This is a genomic window from Labrenzia sp. OB1 (assembly GCF_001624695.1).
In the GTDB taxonomy this organism is placed as follows: Bacteria; Pseudomonadota; Alphaproteobacteria; order Rhizobiales; family Stappiaceae; genus Roseibium.
This window is the reverse complement of record NZ_JSEP01000004.1, coordinates 259,858-277,798: the sequence shown is the minus strand read 5'-3', so window position 1 is coordinate 277,798 and position 17,941 is coordinate 259,858. Positions and strand designations below refer to the sequence as shown.

General features: G+C 61.6%; 17 protein-coding genes. 5 read left to right on the top strand and 12 right to left on the bottom strand.

What is annotated here, in order from left to right; all coding sequences use genetic code 11:
- Nucleotides 1-8 precede the first annotated feature (8 nt).
- From OA90_RS07775 to OA90_RS07750, 6 genes are all read right to left on the bottom strand, one after another.
- On the bottom strand, nucleotides 9-416 hold the full coding sequence (locus OA90_RS07775) for a F0F1 ATP synthase subunit epsilon (protein WP_068409112.1): 408 nt from the start codon (nucleotides 414-416) through the stop codon (nucleotides 9-11).
- Nucleotides 417-578: 162 nt separating this feature from the next.
- The gene (gene atpD, locus OA90_RS07770) at nucleotides 579-2,012 is read right to left on the bottom strand and encodes a F0F1 ATP synthase subunit beta (RefSeq protein WP_208986033.1); all 1,434 of its coding nucleotides are present in this window, start codon (nucleotides 2,010-2,012) and stop codon (nucleotides 579-581) included.
- Nucleotides 2,013-2,028: 16 nt separating this feature from the next.
- The gene (locus tag OA90_RS07765) at nucleotides 2,029-2,913 is read right to left on the bottom strand and encodes a F0F1 ATP synthase subunit gamma (protein ID WP_068409108.1); all 885 of its coding nucleotides are present in this window, start codon (nucleotides 2,911-2,913) and stop codon (nucleotides 2,029-2,031) included.
- A gap of 34 nt (nucleotides 2,914-2,947) precedes the next feature.
- A complete protein-coding gene (gene atpA / locus OA90_RS07760; protein ID WP_068409107.1) occupies nucleotides 2,948-4,477 on the bottom strand; it encodes a F0F1 ATP synthase subunit alpha in 1,530 nt (509 codons plus the stop codon).
- Complete coding sequence (locus OA90_RS07755; protein ID WP_156510420.1) at nucleotides 4,477-5,040, bottom strand: F0F1 ATP synthase subunit delta; 564 nt, start codon at nucleotides 5,038-5,040, stop codon at nucleotides 4,477-4,479. The genes atpA and OA90_RS07755 overlap by 1 nt, the downstream gene beginning before the upstream one ends.
- A 283-nt stretch (nucleotides 5,041-5,323) precedes the next feature.
- Nucleotides 5,324-7,522 (bottom strand): primosomal protein N', encoded by a 2,199-nt coding sequence (locus tag OA90_RS07750; protein ID WP_068409251.1) that lies wholly within the window; start codon nucleotides 7,520-7,522, stop codon nucleotides 5,324-5,326.
- A 583-nt stretch (nucleotides 7,523-8,105) separates the two neighbouring features.
- Between OA90_RS07750 and OA90_RS07745 the strand changes: the two genes are divergently transcribed.
- The 4 genes from OA90_RS07745 to OA90_RS07730 all read left to right on the top strand — a co-directional run bounded on the left by OA90_RS07745 (nucleotide 8,106) and on the right by OA90_RS07730 (nucleotide 11,584).
- Nucleotides 8,106-9,404, top strand: a complete 1,299-nt coding sequence (locus tag OA90_RS07745) for a DUF1835 domain-containing protein (protein WP_068409104.1) — start codon at nucleotides 8,106-8,108, stop codon at nucleotides 9,402-9,404.
- A gap of 302 nt (nucleotides 9,405-9,706) precedes the next feature.
- A complete protein-coding gene (locus OA90_RS07740) occupies nucleotides 9,707-10,666 on the top strand; it encodes a tyrosine recombinase XerC (protein ID WP_068409102.1) in 960 nt (319 codons plus the stop codon).
- A gap of 168 nt (nucleotides 10,667-10,834) precedes the next feature.
- The gene (locus OA90_RS07735; RefSeq protein WP_068409101.1) at nucleotides 10,835-11,242 is read left to right on the top strand and encodes a serine/threonine protein kinase; all 408 of its coding nucleotides are present in this window, start codon (nucleotides 10,835-10,837) and stop codon (nucleotides 11,240-11,242) included.
- 105 nt (nucleotides 11,243-11,347) lie between these two features.
- Nucleotides 11,348-11,584 carry a hypothetical protein gene (locus OA90_RS07730; RefSeq protein WP_068409098.1) on the top strand — a complete coding sequence of 79 codons (237 nt, stop codon included), beginning with the start codon at nucleotides 11,348-11,350 and terminating at the stop codon, nucleotides 11,582-11,584.
- An 80-nt stretch (nucleotides 11,585-11,664) separates the two neighbouring features.
- Here OA90_RS07730 and OA90_RS07725 read toward each other — a convergent pair whose 3' ends face one another.
- Nucleotides 11,665-12,303 carry a cation transporter gene (locus OA90_RS07725; protein WP_068409097.1) on the bottom strand — a complete coding sequence of 213 codons (639 nt, stop codon included), beginning with the start codon at nucleotides 12,301-12,303 and terminating at the stop codon, nucleotides 11,665-11,667.
- 78 nt (nucleotides 12,304-12,381) lie between these two features.
- Here OA90_RS07725 and OA90_RS07720 point away from each other — a divergent pair, with 78 nt between their 5' ends.
- Entirely contained in the window at nucleotides 12,382-12,819 is a 438-nt protein-coding gene (locus tag OA90_RS07720) for a helix-turn-helix domain-containing protein (protein WP_068409095.1), read from the top strand.
- 217 nt (nucleotides 12,820-13,036) lie between these two features.
- On the opposite strand, the gene lpdA is transcribed toward OA90_RS07720, so the two are convergent.
- The 5 genes from lpdA to odhB are packed head-to-tail and all read right to left on the bottom strand — an operon-like array spanning nucleotide 13,037 to nucleotide 17,888.
- Entirely contained in the window at nucleotides 13,037-14,440 is a 1,404-nt protein-coding gene (lpdA, locus tag OA90_RS07715) for a dihydrolipoyl dehydrogenase (RefSeq protein WP_068409093.1), read from the bottom strand.
- Between the two features lie 45 nt (nucleotides 14,441-14,485).
- Nucleotides 14,486-15,244, bottom strand: a complete 759-nt coding sequence (locus OA90_RS07710; protein ID WP_068409092.1) for an SDR family oxidoreductase — start codon at nucleotides 15,242-15,244, stop codon at nucleotides 14,486-14,488.
- Nucleotides 15,245-15,269: 25 nt separating this feature from the next.
- A complete protein-coding gene (locus OA90_RS07705; protein ID WP_082836904.1) occupies nucleotides 15,270-15,701 on the bottom strand; it encodes a hypothetical protein in 432 nt (143 codons plus the stop codon).
- Nucleotides 15,702-15,718: 17 nt separating this feature from the next.
- Nucleotides 15,719-16,333: a LysE family translocator gene (locus tag OA90_RS07700; protein WP_068409091.1), complete on the bottom strand. Its 615-nt coding sequence runs from the start codon at nucleotides 16,331-16,333 to the stop codon at nucleotides 15,719-15,721.
- A gap of 28 nt (nucleotides 16,334-16,361) precedes the next feature.
- A complete protein-coding gene (gene odhB / locus OA90_RS07695; RefSeq protein ID WP_068409088.1) occupies nucleotides 16,362-17,888 on the bottom strand; it encodes a 2-oxoglutarate dehydrogenase complex dihydrolipoyllysine-residue succinyltransferase in 1,527 nt (508 codons plus the stop codon).
- Nucleotides 17,889-17,941 lie beyond the last annotated feature (53 nt).

Below are 17,941 nucleotides of genomic sequence, written 5' to 3'. Positions count from 1 at the left end.
CTAAAACGTCAGGCCGTCTTCAAGGCTTCCGCGACATCCCTGAGCTGGGACAGCGTCATTTCAGCCTTTTGCCTGGCTTGATCGTCCTTTGCGTCGGAGGCGTCTTCTTCCGCATTGCGGATAGCCAGATCGAGTTGGTCCTTGCTGATTTCGCTGACCGGAACGGCCTGCTCGGCCAGAACCGAAAGCACTCCCGAGGACACCTCGGCAAACCCGCCGCGGACAAAATACTCTGTCCAGCCGCCATCGTCGTTACGGACCTTCAGAATGCCCGGATTGATGGTGGACACGACCGGAGCATGGTCCTTCAGTACGCCGAATTCGCCCTCGGTTCCCGGAACGATCACCTCGGCAACATGCGCGGACAGGAGCTGGTGCTCCGGCGAGACCAACTCAAACTGGAAAAGTTCAGCCATTTGGCATTTTCCTTGTCAGTCTGGAGCATCCTCGCCGCGCGAAACGCGGACGGGACGCTCTAGCATCTTCAGATCGATCAACCTGATCTGTTTCGGATGGCCGGGCCATCCAGCATGTGGCAGACCGCACGCCCTTGCGGGCGTCCGGTCAATTCCAGGATCTTAGGCGGCTTCCGCAGCCAGACGCTGGGCTTTCTCGATCGCTTCGTCGATGGAGCCGACCATGTAGAAAGCCGCTTCCGGCAGGTGGTCGTAATCGCCGTCCACCAGGCCCTTGAAGCCCTTGATGGTGTCTTCCAGAGCAACAAGCTTGCCCGGAGAACCGGTGAAGACTTCAGCCACGAAGAACGGCTGGGACAGGAAGCGCTCGATCTTGCGGGCGCGGGCCACGGCGAGTTTGTCTTCTTCAGACAGTTCGTCCATGCCCAGGATGGCGATGATGTCCTGCAGGGCCTTGTAGCGCTGCAATGTCACCTGCACGGCACGCGCGGTGTTGTAGTGCTCTTCACCGATGATGCGGGCATCCAGCATACGGGATGTGGAGTCCAGAGGATCCACGGCCGGGTAGATACCTTTTTCAGCGATCGAGCGGTTCAGAACCGTGGTCGCGTCCAGGTGGGCGAAGGTCGAAGCCGGCGCCGGGTCGGTCAAGTCATCGGCAGGAACGTAAACGGCCTGCACGGACGTGATCGAGCCCTTGTTGGTGGTGGTGATGCGTTCCTGCATCGAGCCCATGTCCGTGGCCAGCGTCGGCTGGTAACCAACAGCGGACGGGATACGTCCGAGCAGCGCGGACACTTCGGAACCGGCCTGGGTGAAGCGGAAGATGTTGTCCACGAAGAACAGAACGTCCTGGCCCTTGTCACGGAAGTGTTCCGCAACGGTCAGACCGGTCAGGGCAACACGTGCGCGGGCTCCGGGAGGCTCGTTCATCTGGCCGTAAACCAGGGCCGCCTTGGAGCCTTCTCCGCCGCCTTCCTTGTTCACGCCGGATTCGATCATTTCCCAGTAAAGGTCGTTACCTTCACGGGTCCGTTCGCCGACGCCGGCAAAAACGGAGTAACCGCCATGCGCCTTGGCGACGTTGTTGATCAGTTCCATGATGAGAACGGTCTTGCCCACGCCGGCGCCGCCGAACAGGCCGATCTTGCCGCCCTTGGCGTAAGGTGCCAGCAGGTCGACGACCTTGATGCCCGTTGCGAGGATTTCCGCCTCGGTGGACTGCTCGACGAATTCCGGTGCTTCCTGGTGGATGCCGCGGCGTTCCTCGAACTTGATCTCGCCGGCTTCGTCCACCGGTTCGCCGATCACGTTCATGATGCGGCCCAGGGTTCCGTCCCCGACCGGCACGGCGATCGGGCCGTCGGTGTCGACAACGTCCTGTCCGCGTACAAGACCCTCGGTGGAGTCCATCGCAATGGTGCGAACCGTGTTCTCACCAAGGTGCTGAGCGACCTCAAGCACAAGGCGGTTGCCCTGGTTGTCAACTTCAAGAGCGTTCAGGATCAGCGGCAGGTGGTCATCGAACTTGACGTCGACAACGGCGCCGATGACCTGGGTGATCCGTCCGACCGTTTTGTCAGCCATATCCCTAATCCTCGTCTCGATCCGGTTAGAGCGCTTCAGCGCCCGAGATAATTTCAATCAGTTCCGTCGTAATCTGTGCCTGACGCTGGCGGTTGTAGGTGATCGTCAGCTTGTCGATCATTTCGCCGGCGTTGCGCGTCGCATTGTCCATTGCGGACATGCGCGCACCCTGCTCAGATGCAGCATTTTCCAGGAGCGCCCGGAAAATCTGGACGGAGATATTACGCGGCAGCAGATCCGCAAGGATCTCGCCCTCGTCAGGTTCGTATTCGTAGACCGCAACGGCACTATCGTCCGCTTCGGCTTTTCCCGTGTCGAATTGAGCCGGGATAAGCTGCTGCGAAGTCGGCTCCTGCGCGATCACCGACTTGAAGGTCGAATAATACAGCGTGCAGACATCGAACTCGCCGTTTTCGTACATGGCGAGAACTTCGCGGCCGATTTCGTCCGCATTGGAGAAAGCGACATTCTTCACGCTGCGCAGATCGATGGTCTTGAGCACCAGATGGCCCAATTCACGCTTCAGGGCGTCGTAGCCCTTCTTGCCGACGCAGATGATCTTGACCGTCTTGCCTGCCGCGATCAGGCTGCGTGCCCGGTCGCGTGCCAGCTTGGCGATATTCGAGTTGAAGCCCCCGCACAGGCCGCGTTCGGCGGTGGCGACGACCAGGAGATGAACCTGGTCATTGCCCGTACCGGACATCAGCTTCGGAGCGTCATCGCGCCCCTCGAAGGCGACCGCTAGGTTGGCCAGCACCGCTTCCATGCGTTCCGCATAAGGGCGCGCGGCCTCCGCGGCTTCCTGAGCACGACGCAGCTTCGCCGCGGCCACCATCTGCATGGCCTTGGTGATTTTCTGCGTCGCCTTCACGGAAGCGATGCGGTTTCGTAAGTCCTTCAGGCTCGGCATGGCCGCCCCTGCTCCTTATCCCGGCGTGTGATCCTTAGACGAAGTTCTTGGCGAACTTGTCGACGGCGGCTTTCAGCTTGCCCGTCAGTTCGTCGTCGAGCGCCTTCTTTTCCCAGATTGCGTCGAGCAATTCCTTGTGCTCGCCGCGCAGGAACAGAAGCAGGCCTTCCTCGAAATCGCGCACCCGGTCAACAGGCTGCGTATCCAGGTAGCCATTCACGCCGGCGTAGATCACCGCGACCTGCTCTTCCGTCTTCAGCGGCGAGAACTGCGGCTGCTTCAGAAGTTCGGTCAGGCGCGCACCACGGTTCAGCAGGCGCTGGGTAGTGGCGTCGAGGTCGGAGCCGAACTGTGCGAAGGCCGCCATTTCGCGGTACTGCGCCAGTTCGCCCTTGATCGGGCCGGCAACCTGTTTCATCGCCTTGATCTGGGCCGAGGAGCCCACGCGGGACACCGACAGACCGACGTTCACGGCCGGACGGATGCCCTGATAGAAAAGGTCGGTTTCCAGGAAGATCTGACCGTCGGTGATCGAGATCACGTTGGTCGGAATAAACGCGGAAACGTCGTTGCCCTGGGTTTCGATGACCGGAAGAGCCGTCAGCGAACCGCTGCCGTTTTCCTCGTTGAGCTTCGCGGCACGTTCCAGAAGACGGGAGTGCAGGTAGAAGACGTCGCCCGGGAATGCTTCACGTCCCGGCGGACGGCGAAGAAGCAGGGACATCTGACGATAGGCAACGGCCTGTTTGGTCAGATCGTCATAGCCGATCACGGCATGCATCGAGTTGTCGCGGAAGAACTCGCCCATGGCACAGCCGGCGAACGGCGCCAGGTACTGGAGCGGAGCGGCGTCGGATGCGGTCGCGGCAACAACGATGGAATATTCCATCGCGCCGGCGTCTTCCAGCGTCTTGACGAACTGGGCAACGGTGGAGCGCTTCTGACCGATTGCAACATAGATGCAGTAGAGCTTGGCGTTTTCGTCGTCGAAAGCGTGCAGCGATTTCTGGTTCAGGAAGGTGTCCAGAAGGATCGCGGTCTTGCCGGTCTGACGGTCGCCGATCACCAGTTCGCGCTGACCGCGGCCAACCGGGATCAGTGCGTCAATGGCCTTGAGACCGGTCGCCATCGGCTCGTGCACGGATTTGCGCGGCAGGATGCCCGGCGCCTTCACGTCCACACGGCGTTTTTCGGTTGCCTCGATCGGACCCTTGCCGTCGATCGGATTGCCGAGCGGATCGACAACACGGCCGAGCAGACCCTTGCCGACCGGAACTTCCACGATAGCGCCGGTCCGCTTGACGGTGTCGCCTTCCTTGATGTTACGGTCGGAGCCGAAGATCACGACACCGACATTGTCTGCTTCCAGGTTCAGGGCCATGCCCTTGATACCACCGGGAAACTCGACCATTTCACCGGCCTGAACCTTGTCCAGACCATAAACACGGGCGATACCGTCACCGACGGAGAGCACCTGACCGACCTCGGTAACTTCGGCTTCCTGGCCAAAGCTCTTGATCTGGTCCTTGAGGATTGCGGAAATTTCCGCGGCCCGAATATCCATCAGCCGACCTCTTTCATCGCGAACTTGAGTGAATTGAGCTTGGTACGCAGGGACGTGTCGATCATGCGGGAACCGACCTTGACCACGAGGCCACCAATCAGTGCAGGATCGACCTTCGCTGCGATGTTTACAGATTTTCCCGTGGAAGCCGAGAGGGCCTCCTTGAGGGCAGCGACATGCTCATCGGAAAGAGCCTTGGCGGAGACCACCTCAGCCGTCGCCTCGCCCCGCTTTTCAGCAAGCTGGGCGCGGAACGCCTTGATCATGTCTGGTAGTACGAAGAGGCGCCGGTTACGGGCGGCCAACTTCACGAAATTCGCTGCAAGACCGGAGATGCCGGACTTGTCGAGCAGGGCGGTGAGCGCTGCAAGCTGCTCTTCCGCACTGAATGCCGGGCTCTTCACAAGACGGACGAGATCTCCGCTTTCGGCAAGCATGCCTTCGAAAGCCGTAAGGTCCCGCTCAACGTCAGCCGTCAGGCCTTCGTCCTCTGCGAGGTCGAGAAGGGCAGACGCATAACGCAGCGCCACGCCGGATACGAGAGATACGTTGTCAGTCACCAGGTCCGTGCTCTCTGACTTCTTTCATGCCCGCAAAACGGCCAGCGCCCGCAAAGCATTGAAAAAACGAATGATTTTCAGGCAAGAAGATATGACGGTTAAACCGTCTCCTCAAAGCCGCGCCTCAATTAGCACAGGGTTTCCGAGTGTGCAACTTCGCCAAATGACCTTTGTTGCGGAATCGTCGGTGTTTTTTGATGTCCGTCCCCAAAAACCCTTGCAGATCAAGGCCTCACCGGCGTCATAAACCTTTAGACGGTATCTCTCTGCCGCGCTTCGGAGGGCTTCACAGAAAGTGTTGCGGATCGATATCCACCTGGACCCGCAACCCCCGCGACGGTTTGGGGCCGCCGGCGAGCCAGTTGCGCAGATAGGACTGCAGATCGAATTGCCGGGGCGCCATTGCCAGAAGGCGGAAACGGTATCTGCCACGGACCATGGCAAGGGCGGCCTCCGCGGGGCCCAGCAGAGTGACGGGCTGGTCGCCCGGCGCCGCTCTTGCCAGCGCCCGCGCGTGGCCTTCGGCGAAGGTCTTGTCCGGCCCGGACACGACCACCGCGGCCAGACGTCCGAAAGGCGGCAGTCCGGCGGACCGCCTAGCATCGATCTCCGCCTTGTAGAAAGCGGCCTTGTCGCCGGACAACAGCGCCCGGATGACCGGATGTTCGGCACAGTAGGTCTGCAGGAGCCCCACGCCACCGCCCGACACCCGCCCGGCGCGGCCCGTCACCTGCGCCAGCAGCTGAAAGGTCTTTTCCGCCGCGCGCGGATCGCCATGAGCCAATCCCAGATCCGCATCGATAACACCGACCAGTTTCAGCTTGGGGAAATTGTGCCCCTTGGCGACCAGTTGCGTGCCGATGACAATGTCGGCGCCGCCCTCCTCGACGATCTTCATCTCCCTTTTCAGCCGCTCGGGCCCGCCCGGCAGGTCGGAAGACAGGATCAGCGAGCGCGCCTGCGGAAAAAGGTCGGAGACCTCTTCGGCGATTCTTTCCACACCCGGTCCGCAGGCCACCAGCGTGTCCGTGCCCTGACAGGACGGGCATTTGTCGGGAACCTTCTCGAAGTGGCCGCAATGGTGGCAGACCAGTTTCTTCTGGAATCGGTGCTCCACCAGCCAGGCGCTGCAATGGGGGCACTGAAAGCGGTGACCGCAGGTGCGGCACAGGGTCAGCGGCGCGTATCCACGGCGATTGAGAAACAGAAGCGACTGACCGCCGGCCGCAAACGTATCCTTGACGGCATGGACAAGCCGTGGCGCCAGCCAGCGTCCGCGTTCCGGCCCGTCCATCCGCATGTCGATGGCGTCCAGCTCCGGCAGATCGGCTCCCGACGCGCGTTCTGGCAATTCAAAGAGTTCATATCGGCCGAGATCGGCATTCACCCGGCTTTCGACGGACGGTGTCGCGGAGGCCAGCACGACGGGGAACTTCGACAGATGGCCGCGCACCACCGCCATATCGCGCGCGCTGTAGGGCACCCGGTCGTCCTGCTTGAAGGCTGCGTCATGCTCCTCGTCGACAATGATCAGTCCGAGGTCCCTGAAAGGCAGGAACAATGCGGAACGCGCTCCGATCACGACACGGACATCGCCGGAGGCCACACCCCGCCAGACCCGCGACCGGTTCTTCACCGTGATTTCCGAATGCCATTCGGCGGGATAGACCCCGAAACGCTGTTCGAAGCGGCGCAGAAACTGTTCCGTCAGCGAAATTTCCGGTAGCAGGACGAGCGCCTGCCGGTCGCGGCGCAGGGCCTCGGCGATCGCTTCGAAATACACCTCGGTCTTGCCGGAACCCGTTACCCCGTCGATCAGGCTCACGCTGCCGGAGGCCGTGTCGAAACACTTCACAAGACCTGCCACGGCGGCCTCCTGGGCGGCGGTCAGCGTTTTGCGGGCATAGTCCAGCTGCGGTTTCGGCGGCGGCGGGGCCGCTGGCAGCAGGACAGGTTCCAGGACATTGTGATGGAGCAGACCGTCGATCACCGAGGCCGATACGCCGGCGGCATGGGCAAGCCCGCTTTTGGTCCAGGCGAAGCCGTCTTCCATGGTTGCCAGCACCCGGGTGCGGGCGGCAGTGGAACGATCCGGTTCGGCACCCTCGATCCGGCGCACACCGGGCAAAGGCGCTTCCGGCTCCAGGGCCTCCTCCGATCTCAAGACCATGCGCAGGACCATGCCCGGCGCACCCAGGGTCCAGTTCGCAACCCAGTCGACGAAGCGGCGCAGATCATCGTCCAGTGGAGGCGTGGTGTCGTAGACGCGGGAGATCGTCTTGAGCTTCTTCGGGTTGATCGCCGCATCGGGCTCGATGTCCCAGACGGCGCCGATCACCTCGCGCGGGCCGAGCGGCACCTTGACGATAGTGCCCGGAACAACGGTCTTTCCGGGTGGGACCCTGTAGGTGTAGGCGCCGGGCACGGCGACTGGAACCAGCACGCTGGCAATCGTCTCCTGGTCATCTGGGTCGTCGAACAGCACGGAATTCATTATCCTAAACGCCTTGCCCGGTCCAACGCGCGATCCGCGGAAGCTCACGAAAGCAGGAGCAAGACTTTGCCTGTCCCGATACGGCATTCAAGAGCGGCCCGTTCTGAGGTACGTACCACACTAAAATCGTCCACCGGAGAATCAGCGTTTTTCTTGTCATCATAGGGTACAGAAAGCGCGGCTGACCAATCAATCGTTTGACCCGATCCACGGGACAGAGTTTCCCGTGGACCGACATGATGCGCCAACAGGGGCACCCCACACGGAGAAGACGCGCCTGCGGCGCGAAGTTAGCGCTGGGTTCCGGCTCTGGCCATGCAGTTGCGCCGCAGACCGTCCGAATTGACCGCTTGAGTTCGTCAACAAGCTGGCGGCACGGATTTTCGGGCCGTTTTTTCGAGTTGCAAACTCGGGTGGTGCTGATTATCGTCCGGCCAGGCCCCGGGCGGGGCCTCCGGTCCGCGGAAAGGTGTCCCACGCCCAAAAGTCGAGAGTGCCCTGGCACTCATGCTATCTGACACCCGCTCGTTCCGGAGATGCGGACGCTGGATGACAACCGAGCCCGGGAGTCACCATGACCGACCTGATGCGCGACGCGCAAACCCTTCCCCTGTTGAGCCCCTCCGACCTGTCGCTTGACCTCGACCGGCAGAAACGGCTGGCGAAAGATCTTAAAAACGCGGTCCGCGCCGGTGATAACACCGCTATCGCGCGCCTGCGGAAACATCACCCCAGGTTCGGCGCGCTGGATCTGGCCGCGCTCAAACTGACCGATGCCCAGTTGACAATCGCCCGTGAGGCGGGTGTCGCCAGTTGGCCGGCGTTGAAGCGTCATGTCGAGCGGATCGACGCCGCTCGGGACGCAATCGAAACCCATCACCAAGCGCCCGACGCCGATCTGCCAACCCTGCATGTGCGCTGTGGCAACGACATCGAGGCCGCCTTGAACCGTGCGGGCTTCGCCGGCGATTTTCTCATGTTCGCCGACCCCATCTGCCAAGGTCCCCTCACCCGTGGCAGCAGCTTGCTGGAGACCCGCGCCGCTTTCATTGCTGCCGAATATCCCGGCGAGTCCTATGAACGGAACCTGGAGGGACTGCGAAATGCCGAGCGCAAGATCGGCGATGCAGGCAAATACGGCCGGATCGCCCTGTGGTTCGAACATGACCCCTTCGACCAGTTGCTGCTCGCCAGACTGCTTGCGATGCTGCGGGAAACGCAAGCGGACCGCAGGAAGGTCGAGCTGATTTCAGTCGACAGGTTTCCCGGCATCTCGAAATTCATCGGGATAGGCCAGCTGTCGCCGGCCGCGCTCCGGCACATGTATGACCTGCGCCGGCCGGTGCCGGTTTCCGCCTATGCGCAGGCAAGCGAGGCCTGGACAGCCCTGTGCGCACCGACACCGCGTCCCCTGCTGGACCTGGTGGACAGGAGCGATTCCCTGCCGTTCCTCGGAGACGCAATCCTGCGTTATCTGGCGGAACTGCCCTCCGTTGAAAACGGGTTGTCTTTTACCGAGCAGACCATTCTGGAAATCCTCGCCAATGGTCCGTGTCCCTGGGGACAGATTTTCCGGGAGTTCATGAGAGAACGCGATCCGCTGCCCTATCACGGCGACCTGATGTTCCTGGGAACACTGCTCCGACTTCGGGACGCCGGAACACCCGCGGTCCTCGACGACGGCAGCGGTCTCGACCATGCCGGCCGGGGCAAGACGGTCTTCTCGCTCACGCAGGCCGGTCGCGCGCTTCTGGAGTGCCGGCGCGACTGGACATCCTGCACCCCGCGCAGACGGGACCACGGCGGCATCCAGTGCTTCGGCGATCCTGACTGGCGCTGGAACCGGGACCTGCAACGGCCGGTGATCCTCTGACGCCGGGTGATGGCGAACACAAAGAACCGGCCGGCGGGAAGGGCGCCCTGCCGGCTGCATGGGCCGCTCACAGAACGCGGCCCAATCCTTTTTCTATCGGGTGCTGTTGCCGTGTGATCGCTGAAACTCAGGTAACCGGCGCGCGGTAGTCGTCTGAGGTGCTGGTGCCGGTCTTTTCGTGGCTCCATTCGGCCTTGCGATAGGTGCAGGATCACTTGTTGATGTCGCCGCGCGAGGCGTTCTGTTCCTAGGGCGTAGACCCGTTAACCGAACCGTACAGGTTAGCAGGCCAAACTAGCGCCATGTGCGCGCAAACAGCAGACAATGACGCCCTTCTCGTGACGGCCATGCCTGATCTCAATCAGCGCGTGGGTCTCTGGCTCGACCATCTGTCGGACGAGCGGCGCCTGTCCGACAAGACGCTGCTGGCTTACGAACGGGACCTGAGGCAATTCCTGCGCTTCCTGACCGGGCATCTTGGAGGCGCGCCTTCGCTCAAGGATATCGCCGCGCTCAAGCCCGCCGATTTCAGAGGCTTTCTGGCTAGCCGCAGGCGGCAGGGCGTTCAAAGCCGGTCTCTCGCACGGGGACTGGCGGGCATACGGTCCTTTTTGAGATTCCTGGAACGGCGCGGCGAGGTGAATGCAGCCGCCTCCGCGGCAGTTCGTCCGCCACGTCAGGCCAGGTCCCTGCCCAAACCTGTGTCCTCGAAAGACGCCATCGGCATCACCAGCGGCGATCTGGCCATGGAAAGCGAAGCCTGGATCGAGGCGCGCAACGCCGCCGTCCTGACCCTGCTTTACGGCTGCGGCCTGCGCATCTCCGAAGCCCTGTCACTCACCGGCAAAATGGCTCCCGGGCGAGGTACCAGGACGTTGCGGATCGTCGGCAAGGGGCGCAAGGAGCGTATCGTGCCGATCCTGCCCGTCGTCAGCGAAGCAATCGAGCAGTATCTGAAGCTCTGCCCCTATGCCATCAGCCCCGAAGGGCCTTTGTTCCTGGGCGCGCGCGGCGGCCCGCTGAACCCGCGCCTGATCCAACTGGCGATGGAGAAGCTGCGCGGCGCCCTCGGGCTAGCCGACAGCGCCACACCGCACGCGCTGCGGCATTCCTTCGCGACGCATCTTCTGGCGGGTGGCGGTGATCTCAGAACCATTCAGGAGTTGCTCGGGCATGCGAGCCTTGCCTCCACACAGATCTATACGGAGATCGATATCGCTCATCTCCTGAGCGCCTACGACAAGGCACATCCACGGCGTTAGGCTACGGACCCGAGATCAGCCCGAGATCAGCCCGAGATCAGCCCGAGATCAGGTTATCCGGGTTAACTGAGAACGTCCCAAGGGATGGCGACGCGGAGTTCAACCGGGTAGAGTCATGCCGGTGGAGCCGTTGTCCTGCCGATCCGTGCCGCAATCAGGAGAGTGCGAATGCGTCTGATTATTCTCGCCGCCGGCCTTCTTCTGCTGTCATGCGCTGCCTCGCTCGCGCAAGAGCGCGTCTACTGCCCGCTGCCGGAAGACGGGATCTGGATCAACAAGGACGCGGAGCCGAAGCAGATCAGCCGGGTGGAGATCGAAAGCCGGTGTCAGAACGACAAAGTTTATGTGCGCGCCCGTGCCTTCACCTCCTGCATTCCTCGCGATTGCAAATGGGGCTGGACGGAAGCGGCGCGGCGGTCGGACGGAGCAATCCAGGTGCTACTGGTGGGGTTTTTGAGCAGCAAACAACTTACAATGAAAGTCTTCAGTGACCTGCTCGACGTGCATGTCGTCAACGTCACCAACGACTTGTCTCAACCGCGCACGGAGGAAACCTATAATCTCACGCGGAAATGATCGCGCATCTTGAGGGTTTCCTTCTTTTTCCTTGCCAAAGCGGCGTGTTGGCCTACACTTTTAAGTAGCGCAACGATGCGCGGTGATACGCAAGGAGGGGAATGGATGCGTCTATTGACCACTGGTATCGCGGCACTCGCCCTGACAGCATTCGCAGTCGTGCCGACTGTAGCCTGCACCTGGGACAAGACCGCACAAGCCAAGCAGAAAATGACCGTCGCCGAGGTGACGACGCTGCCGCAATTCGAGACCGATGCCGCCATCGCGACCAATGATCTGAGCGATGAGACACTCCGGGAAATGTCAATCCTGCCGGTTCCGGACGAAAAACCCGCCGAGTGATCACGGCTTTCTGACTTGCTCCATGTCGCCCGCTGCCCCGCAGCGGGCTTTTTTTGTGACGATCAAGGGTCTGTGGTCAATCAGGAGTTCGGCGCCACATGCATCGCGTTGTGGCGATATTCCCCGAAGGCCTGCCTGAGGATCTGAAGCGAGGAGCTGAGAAAGAGGCTGGCCATCAGTCCGGCAACGATCAGGTCCGGCCAGGCGGTGGCCGTTCCCCACACGCCCAGGGCCGCCAGCATGACAGCCACATTGCCGATCGCATCGTTGCGCGAGCACAGCCAGACAGACCGCACATTAGCGTCGCCGTCCTTGTAACGGACAAGCAGCAGAACGCTGGCTATGTTTGCGGCGAGCGCCATGAACCCGACGGAGCCCATGACCGCGGCTTGCGGAACCCCGAGCGTGTAGACGTGGTATAGCGTCGAACCCGCGACCCAGGCCCCCATCAAGAACAGGCTGACGCCCTTGGCCAGCGCCGCCAGAGAGCGGGTTCTCAAGGAGGCTCCGATCACGGCGAGGGACAGACCGTAGGTGGCCGCATCGCCGAAGAAATCGAGTGCGTCCGCCTGCAGGGATTTCGAGCCTGCGGCCTGACCGGCACCCATTTCAACGATGAACATGCCGGCATTGATCGCAATGACCAGCCAGAGACGGCGGCGGTAATCCCGTGACATTCCGTCGAAGGTTCCCTGAGAACGTCCGCAACATGCGCCCATGAATCGCTCCAATACACTTGAAATCCTGCTGCAGGAGCCTTGTAATCCCTATAGCGACTAGAGCTTCAAGAGGTTTTCATGGATTTTTCGATCGGAGATTTGGCAAAGCGGACCGGCGTCAAGGTGCCAACCATCCGCTACTATGAAAAGGAAGGCCTTCTGGATGTGCCGCTGCGCACGGAAGGCAACCAGCGCCGCTACCGAACGGAGGACCTGGACCGGCTCGGCTTTATCCGCCATTGCCGCGATCTCGGACTGCCGATGCCGGCCGTCCGGGACCTGATCGAGCTCGGCCAGCATCCCGACAAACCCTGCCAGGAAGCGGACAGGATCGCCGCCACTCAATTGCAATCGGTGCGCGAACGCATCGCCCATCTGAAGAAACTTGAGGCGGAACTGGCGCGAATCGCCGCAAGTTGCCAGGGAGCGCATACCGTGACCGACTGTAACGTTCTCAAGGCTTTCGGCGATCACAGTCTCTGCCGCGACGATCACCGTACACCGACAAAATCCTAGAGCACACCCGCCAGCCGCGCAGCATCGTGCGGCGTTCTTCAGGCAAGCTGATTAGCGGCCGAGTACACAGGGAACCGGCTGCCGTTCGATTTCGCTTCTACGCCGGCCGGACGCGCAATGCGCAATTGCGAACAAAAAACGGCGGCTCCTGTCACCCGGGAGCCGCCGGCTACTCACAATGGTCTTTCAAGTCACGCGCCGAGGCGTGAACCGGTCCTCACGAATGGATCGACTTGAAGAAAGCCCCGAGGGCGGCTTCCTTAACGGCTTCCGACATTGTCGGATGCGCATGACAGGTGCGGGCGAGATCTTCCGAAGAGCCGCCGAATTCCATCAGCACAGCCGCTTCATGGATCATCTCACCGGCGCCGAAGCCGATGATATGCACACCCAGAACCTCGTCGGTCGTGCTGTCGGCCAGAACCTTGGCAAAGCCATCGGTCTTGTTCATGGCGCGTGCGCGGCCGTTTGCGGAGTAGTTGAACTTGCCGGTCTTGTACTCGATACCGGCCGCCTTGAGCTCTTCCTCGGTCTTGCCGACTGAAGCGACTTCCGGCTGGGTATAGACGACACCGGGAATGACGTTGTAATTCACATGGCCTGCCTGTCCGGACAGGATCTCGGCCAGCGCAACGCCTTCGTCCTCGGCCTTGTGCGCCAGCATCGGACCGGCGACAACATCGCCGATGGCATAGATGCCGTCGACATTGGTCTTGTAATGAGCGTCGATCTGAACGCGGCCGCGCTCATCCAGCGCCACTCCAGCCGTATCCAGCCCGAGACCCTCGGTATAGGGACGGCGGCCGATGGCGACCAGAACGATGTCGGCTTCCAGAACCTCCTTGTCGCCACCCTTGGCCGGCTCGACGCTGACCGCCAGACCCTTGCCCTTCTTCTCGACACCGGTGACCTTGGACGACAGCTTGAACTCCATGCCCTGCTTTTTCAGCATGCGCTGGAAGTTCTTGGAGACGTCGCTGTCCATCGGGCCAAGAATCTTGTCCATGAATTCGACCACGGTAACCTGCGATCCGAGACGGTTCCAGACCGACCCGAGCTCAAGGCCGATAACACCCCCGCCGACGACGATCATCTTCGCAGGCACCTTGTTCAGTTCGAGCCCGCCCGTGGAGGAGACGATCAGTTTCTCGTCGATCTCGACACCAGGCAGCGGCATAACATCGGAACCTGTCGCAATGACGATGTTCTTCGTTTCAAGCACGTTCGCCTTGCCGTCATCGCCGGTCACTTCGACCTTGCCCTGACCCAGAACCTTGCCGGTGCCCGTGTGAACGTCGATCTTGTTTTTCTTCATCAGGAAGGCGACACCGCCGACATTGGCGTCGACCACGTCGCTCTTGTGTTTCATCATCGACGGCAGGTCGAGCTTCGGCTTGGATACCTTGATGCCGATCTTTTCAAAGCCGTGGCCGGCTTCCTCGAACATTTCGGAAGCATGCAGCAGGGCCTTCGAGGGGATGCAGCCGATATTGAGACAGGTGCCTCCGAGCGTCTCGCGTTTTTCGACAACGGCCGTCTTCAGGCCGAGCTGCGCCGCCTTGACCGCGCAAACATAGCCACCCGGGCCGGATCCGATGATGACAAGATCATATTGGGACATATTGGGCCGCCTTTGCCTCTTCAAGTGTGCGTCCAGAAATCTGGATCATGGTAGGATTGCCCGGCCTCCGGAAACATCCAGAATTGCGCCGGTCGTGTAACTTGCCTGGTCCGACATCAGCCAGAGCACCGCATCGGCCACCTCTTCGGCAGACCCTGCGCGCTTCATCGGCAGTTTGGATTGAAGTTCGGCCACCCTGCCGGGCGCGCCGCCAGAAGCATGGATCTCCGTGTCGATAATTCCCGGACGAACCGCATTGACGCGGATCCCCTCCTGCGCGACTTCCAGCGCCAGTCCGACCGTCATGGTGTCGATCGCGCCTTTCGAGGCCGCGTAGTCGACATACTGGTTCGGCGAACCGAGCTTGGAGGCCGCAGAACCGAGATTGACGATCGTCCCCCCCTTGCCGCCGTTGCGGGTCGACATCCGCCGCACCGCCTCGCGGGCACACAGGAACGATCCGAAGACGTTGACGGAAAAGATCCGGTTCAGGCGCTCGAGAGACATTTCGTCGACCCGTTGCGCCACGTCCAGGACCCCCGCGTTGTTGACTAGGCCCGTCAGGGTTCCGAGCCTGTCGGCCTCGGCGAACAGATTCAGGATTTCCGCTTCGTTGCCGACATCGCCCTGGATTGCGACAGCCGCGCCACCGGCTGCCCGTATCTCATCGACAAGTTCTTCCGCTGCGCCGGAATTTTGCGCGAAATTGACCAGCACCTTTCGGCCATTCGCCGCAAGCTTGCGGCAAACGCTGGCACCTATTCCGCGGCTTCCGCCGGTAACCATGACAATTTCTTCAGGCATTCCGCCTCCGGTTGAGGCCGTTCATTCAGTTAAGGGGACGAAGCGTTTCCGATGCCTTGCCGGCGGCCCAGGTGCCGGACAAAGTTCCATCGGCGTTGATCTTGTAGAATACGGGGTCGGCTCCACCCCAGTCGATAACAAGCCTGTTGCCGGCGAGCGGCCCCTGACCATGGAAGGTCCGGCCGGCAATCGTCCAGCGGAAGAAAGCCGTGCTGTCCTTGACCGTGATGGTGACGCCGCCCTCATAGCGGGTTCCGTCCGGGTTCAGCCCCTGAACGGAATAGGCACCCTCGATCTGCGGAACAACCACGGCTTTGGGAGCAGCATGGGCCGGCGACGTTGCGCCGCCTGTCACGAGCACCATCGCGAACAGCGCGCAGGCGCCGAGTATCATCGCGCGCGCATAGGCTCTGCACGATCCGTTCAGCGTTCCTCCCGTCACCATCAGCTTTGCCAAGTGCGCCTCCCGTCGCATCACCGCTCCGCCAGCGCCAGGCGCAGGCCGAAGCCGGCAAAGGCCGCGGCGACCGTCCGGCGCATCCACACCAAGACCGTGTCGCTGCGCAGAACCCTTTCACCCACCAACGAGGCGAATTGTCCGTAAATCACGAACACAACGAAGGTCATGACCATGAAGACCCCGCCGAGAAGCAACATGTCGAGCGTCGGGTTGAGCGCCCGCGGGCTGACGAACTGGGGAAGGAAGGCGAGAAAGAACACGGTCAGTTTCGGATTGAGAATGTTGATCAGAAACCCGGTCCGCGCGGTCACCGCGAAACTCGCACCCGCACTCCTGTCGGCTTTCAGGTCCAGCGGACCATTTTCCTTCAAAGTCTGCCAGGCAAGATAAAGCAGATAGGCGACACCGGCATATTTGACTGCCTGGAACACCAGGGCGCTGGTGTGCATCAGCGCCGCCAAACCGATGATGGAGGCCAGGATCGCCGGGATGATGCCGAGCGTACAGCCGAAGGCGGCGGCGACAGATGCCTGCCGCCCCCTGCCGAGACCGACCGCCACCGTGTAGACGACACCGGTTCCCGGAACCAGCACCACAATCAGCGCGGTTATGAGAAAATCAAGGCTCATCTACCGGTGTCTCCAGGGTCTTTCCGGATCAGAGATCCAGAACCAGTCGCTGCGGATCTTCCAGGCTTTCCTTGACGCGAACCAGGAAGGTCACGGCTTCCTTGCCGTCGACAACCCGGTGGTCGTAGGAAAGCGCCAGATACATCATCGGCCGTATCACCACCTGTCCGTTCACCGCCATCGGCCGTTCCTGGATCTTGTGCATGCCCAGGATGCCGGACTGCGGCGCGTTGAGGATAGGCGACGACATGAGCGAACCATACACCCCGCCGTTGGAGATGGTGAAGGTGCCGCCGGACATATCAGCCATGCCCAGTTTGCCGTCCCGGGCTTTCCTGCCGAGATTGCCGATCTCCTGTTCGATTTCGGCGATGGACATCTGGTCGGCGTCGCGCACAACGGGAACCACGAGGCCCTTGTCGGTGCCCACGGCCACGCCGATGTGGCAGAAGTTCTTGTAGATGATGTCCGTGCCGTCGATCTCGGAATTGACCGCCGGGATTTCCTTCAGGGCATGGGTCACCGCCTTGGTGAAGAAACCCATGAAGCCCAGCTTGACACCGTGTTTCTTCTCGAACAGGTCCTTGTACTGCTTGCGCAGCTCCATGACCGGGCCCATGTCCACCTCGTTGTAGGTGGTCAGCATGGCGGCCGTGTTCTGGGCATCCTTGAGGCGGCGGGCGATGGTCTGGCGCAGCTTGGTCATGCGCACGCGTTCCTCGCGCGCCTCGTCCTGGGCTGCCACCGGACCACGGGCAACCTGTGCCGGCGCAGGTGCGGACGCACTTGCGGTCGCGCCCGAGGCAATCGCACCGATAACGTCGCCCTTCAAGACCTGACCGCGCTTGCCGGATCCGGCAAGCTGGTCGGCGGAAAGACTGTTTTCCGCCATCATCTTGGCCGCCGACGGGGCCGGAGGCATGGAAGATGCGGCCTGAGCCGGTTGCGCCTCGGCAGCCTGGGCCGGTTTACTTTCGGCCGGAGCCGCGGCCGCGCCTTCTCCCGATGGGTCGATCTGGCAGAGCAGAACGCCCGGCTCGACGGTTGCGCCGGTTTCCGCGGCGATCTTGACCACCTTGCCGGCGACCGGGGCCGGAACTTCCTGGGCAGCCTTGTCGGTTTCCAGTTCGACGAGCGTGTCGTCGGCCTTGACCATATCGCCGACCTTGACGCTCCACTCACCGACTTCCGCTTCGGTCACGGATTCGCCGGCGCTTGGCGTGACGACATCGACCAGTTCAGCTTTTTCCGACTTCGTCCCGGCTTCGCTATCTTGCCTGGCAGGAGCGGCTTCAGCCTTTGAGGGGGCTGCCGTCGCCCCTTCGGCGATATGCCCCAGAAGAGCGCCGACTTCGACCGTATCGCCTTCATTCACGACGATGCTTTCCAGAGTGCCCGCCTTCGGCGCGGGAACTTCCACGGTAACCTTGTCGGTTTCCAGTTCAACAAGCGGCTCGTCCTGCTTGACGGCCTCACCGGGTTTCTTGAACCACTGTGCGATCGTTGCTTCTGAAACGGATTCGCCCAGCGTGGGTACGCGAATTTCGGTTGCCATGGTCGCCTTCTCTTAAAATTACCTGGCCAGTTTTTGAAAGAGGACCCGAAGGC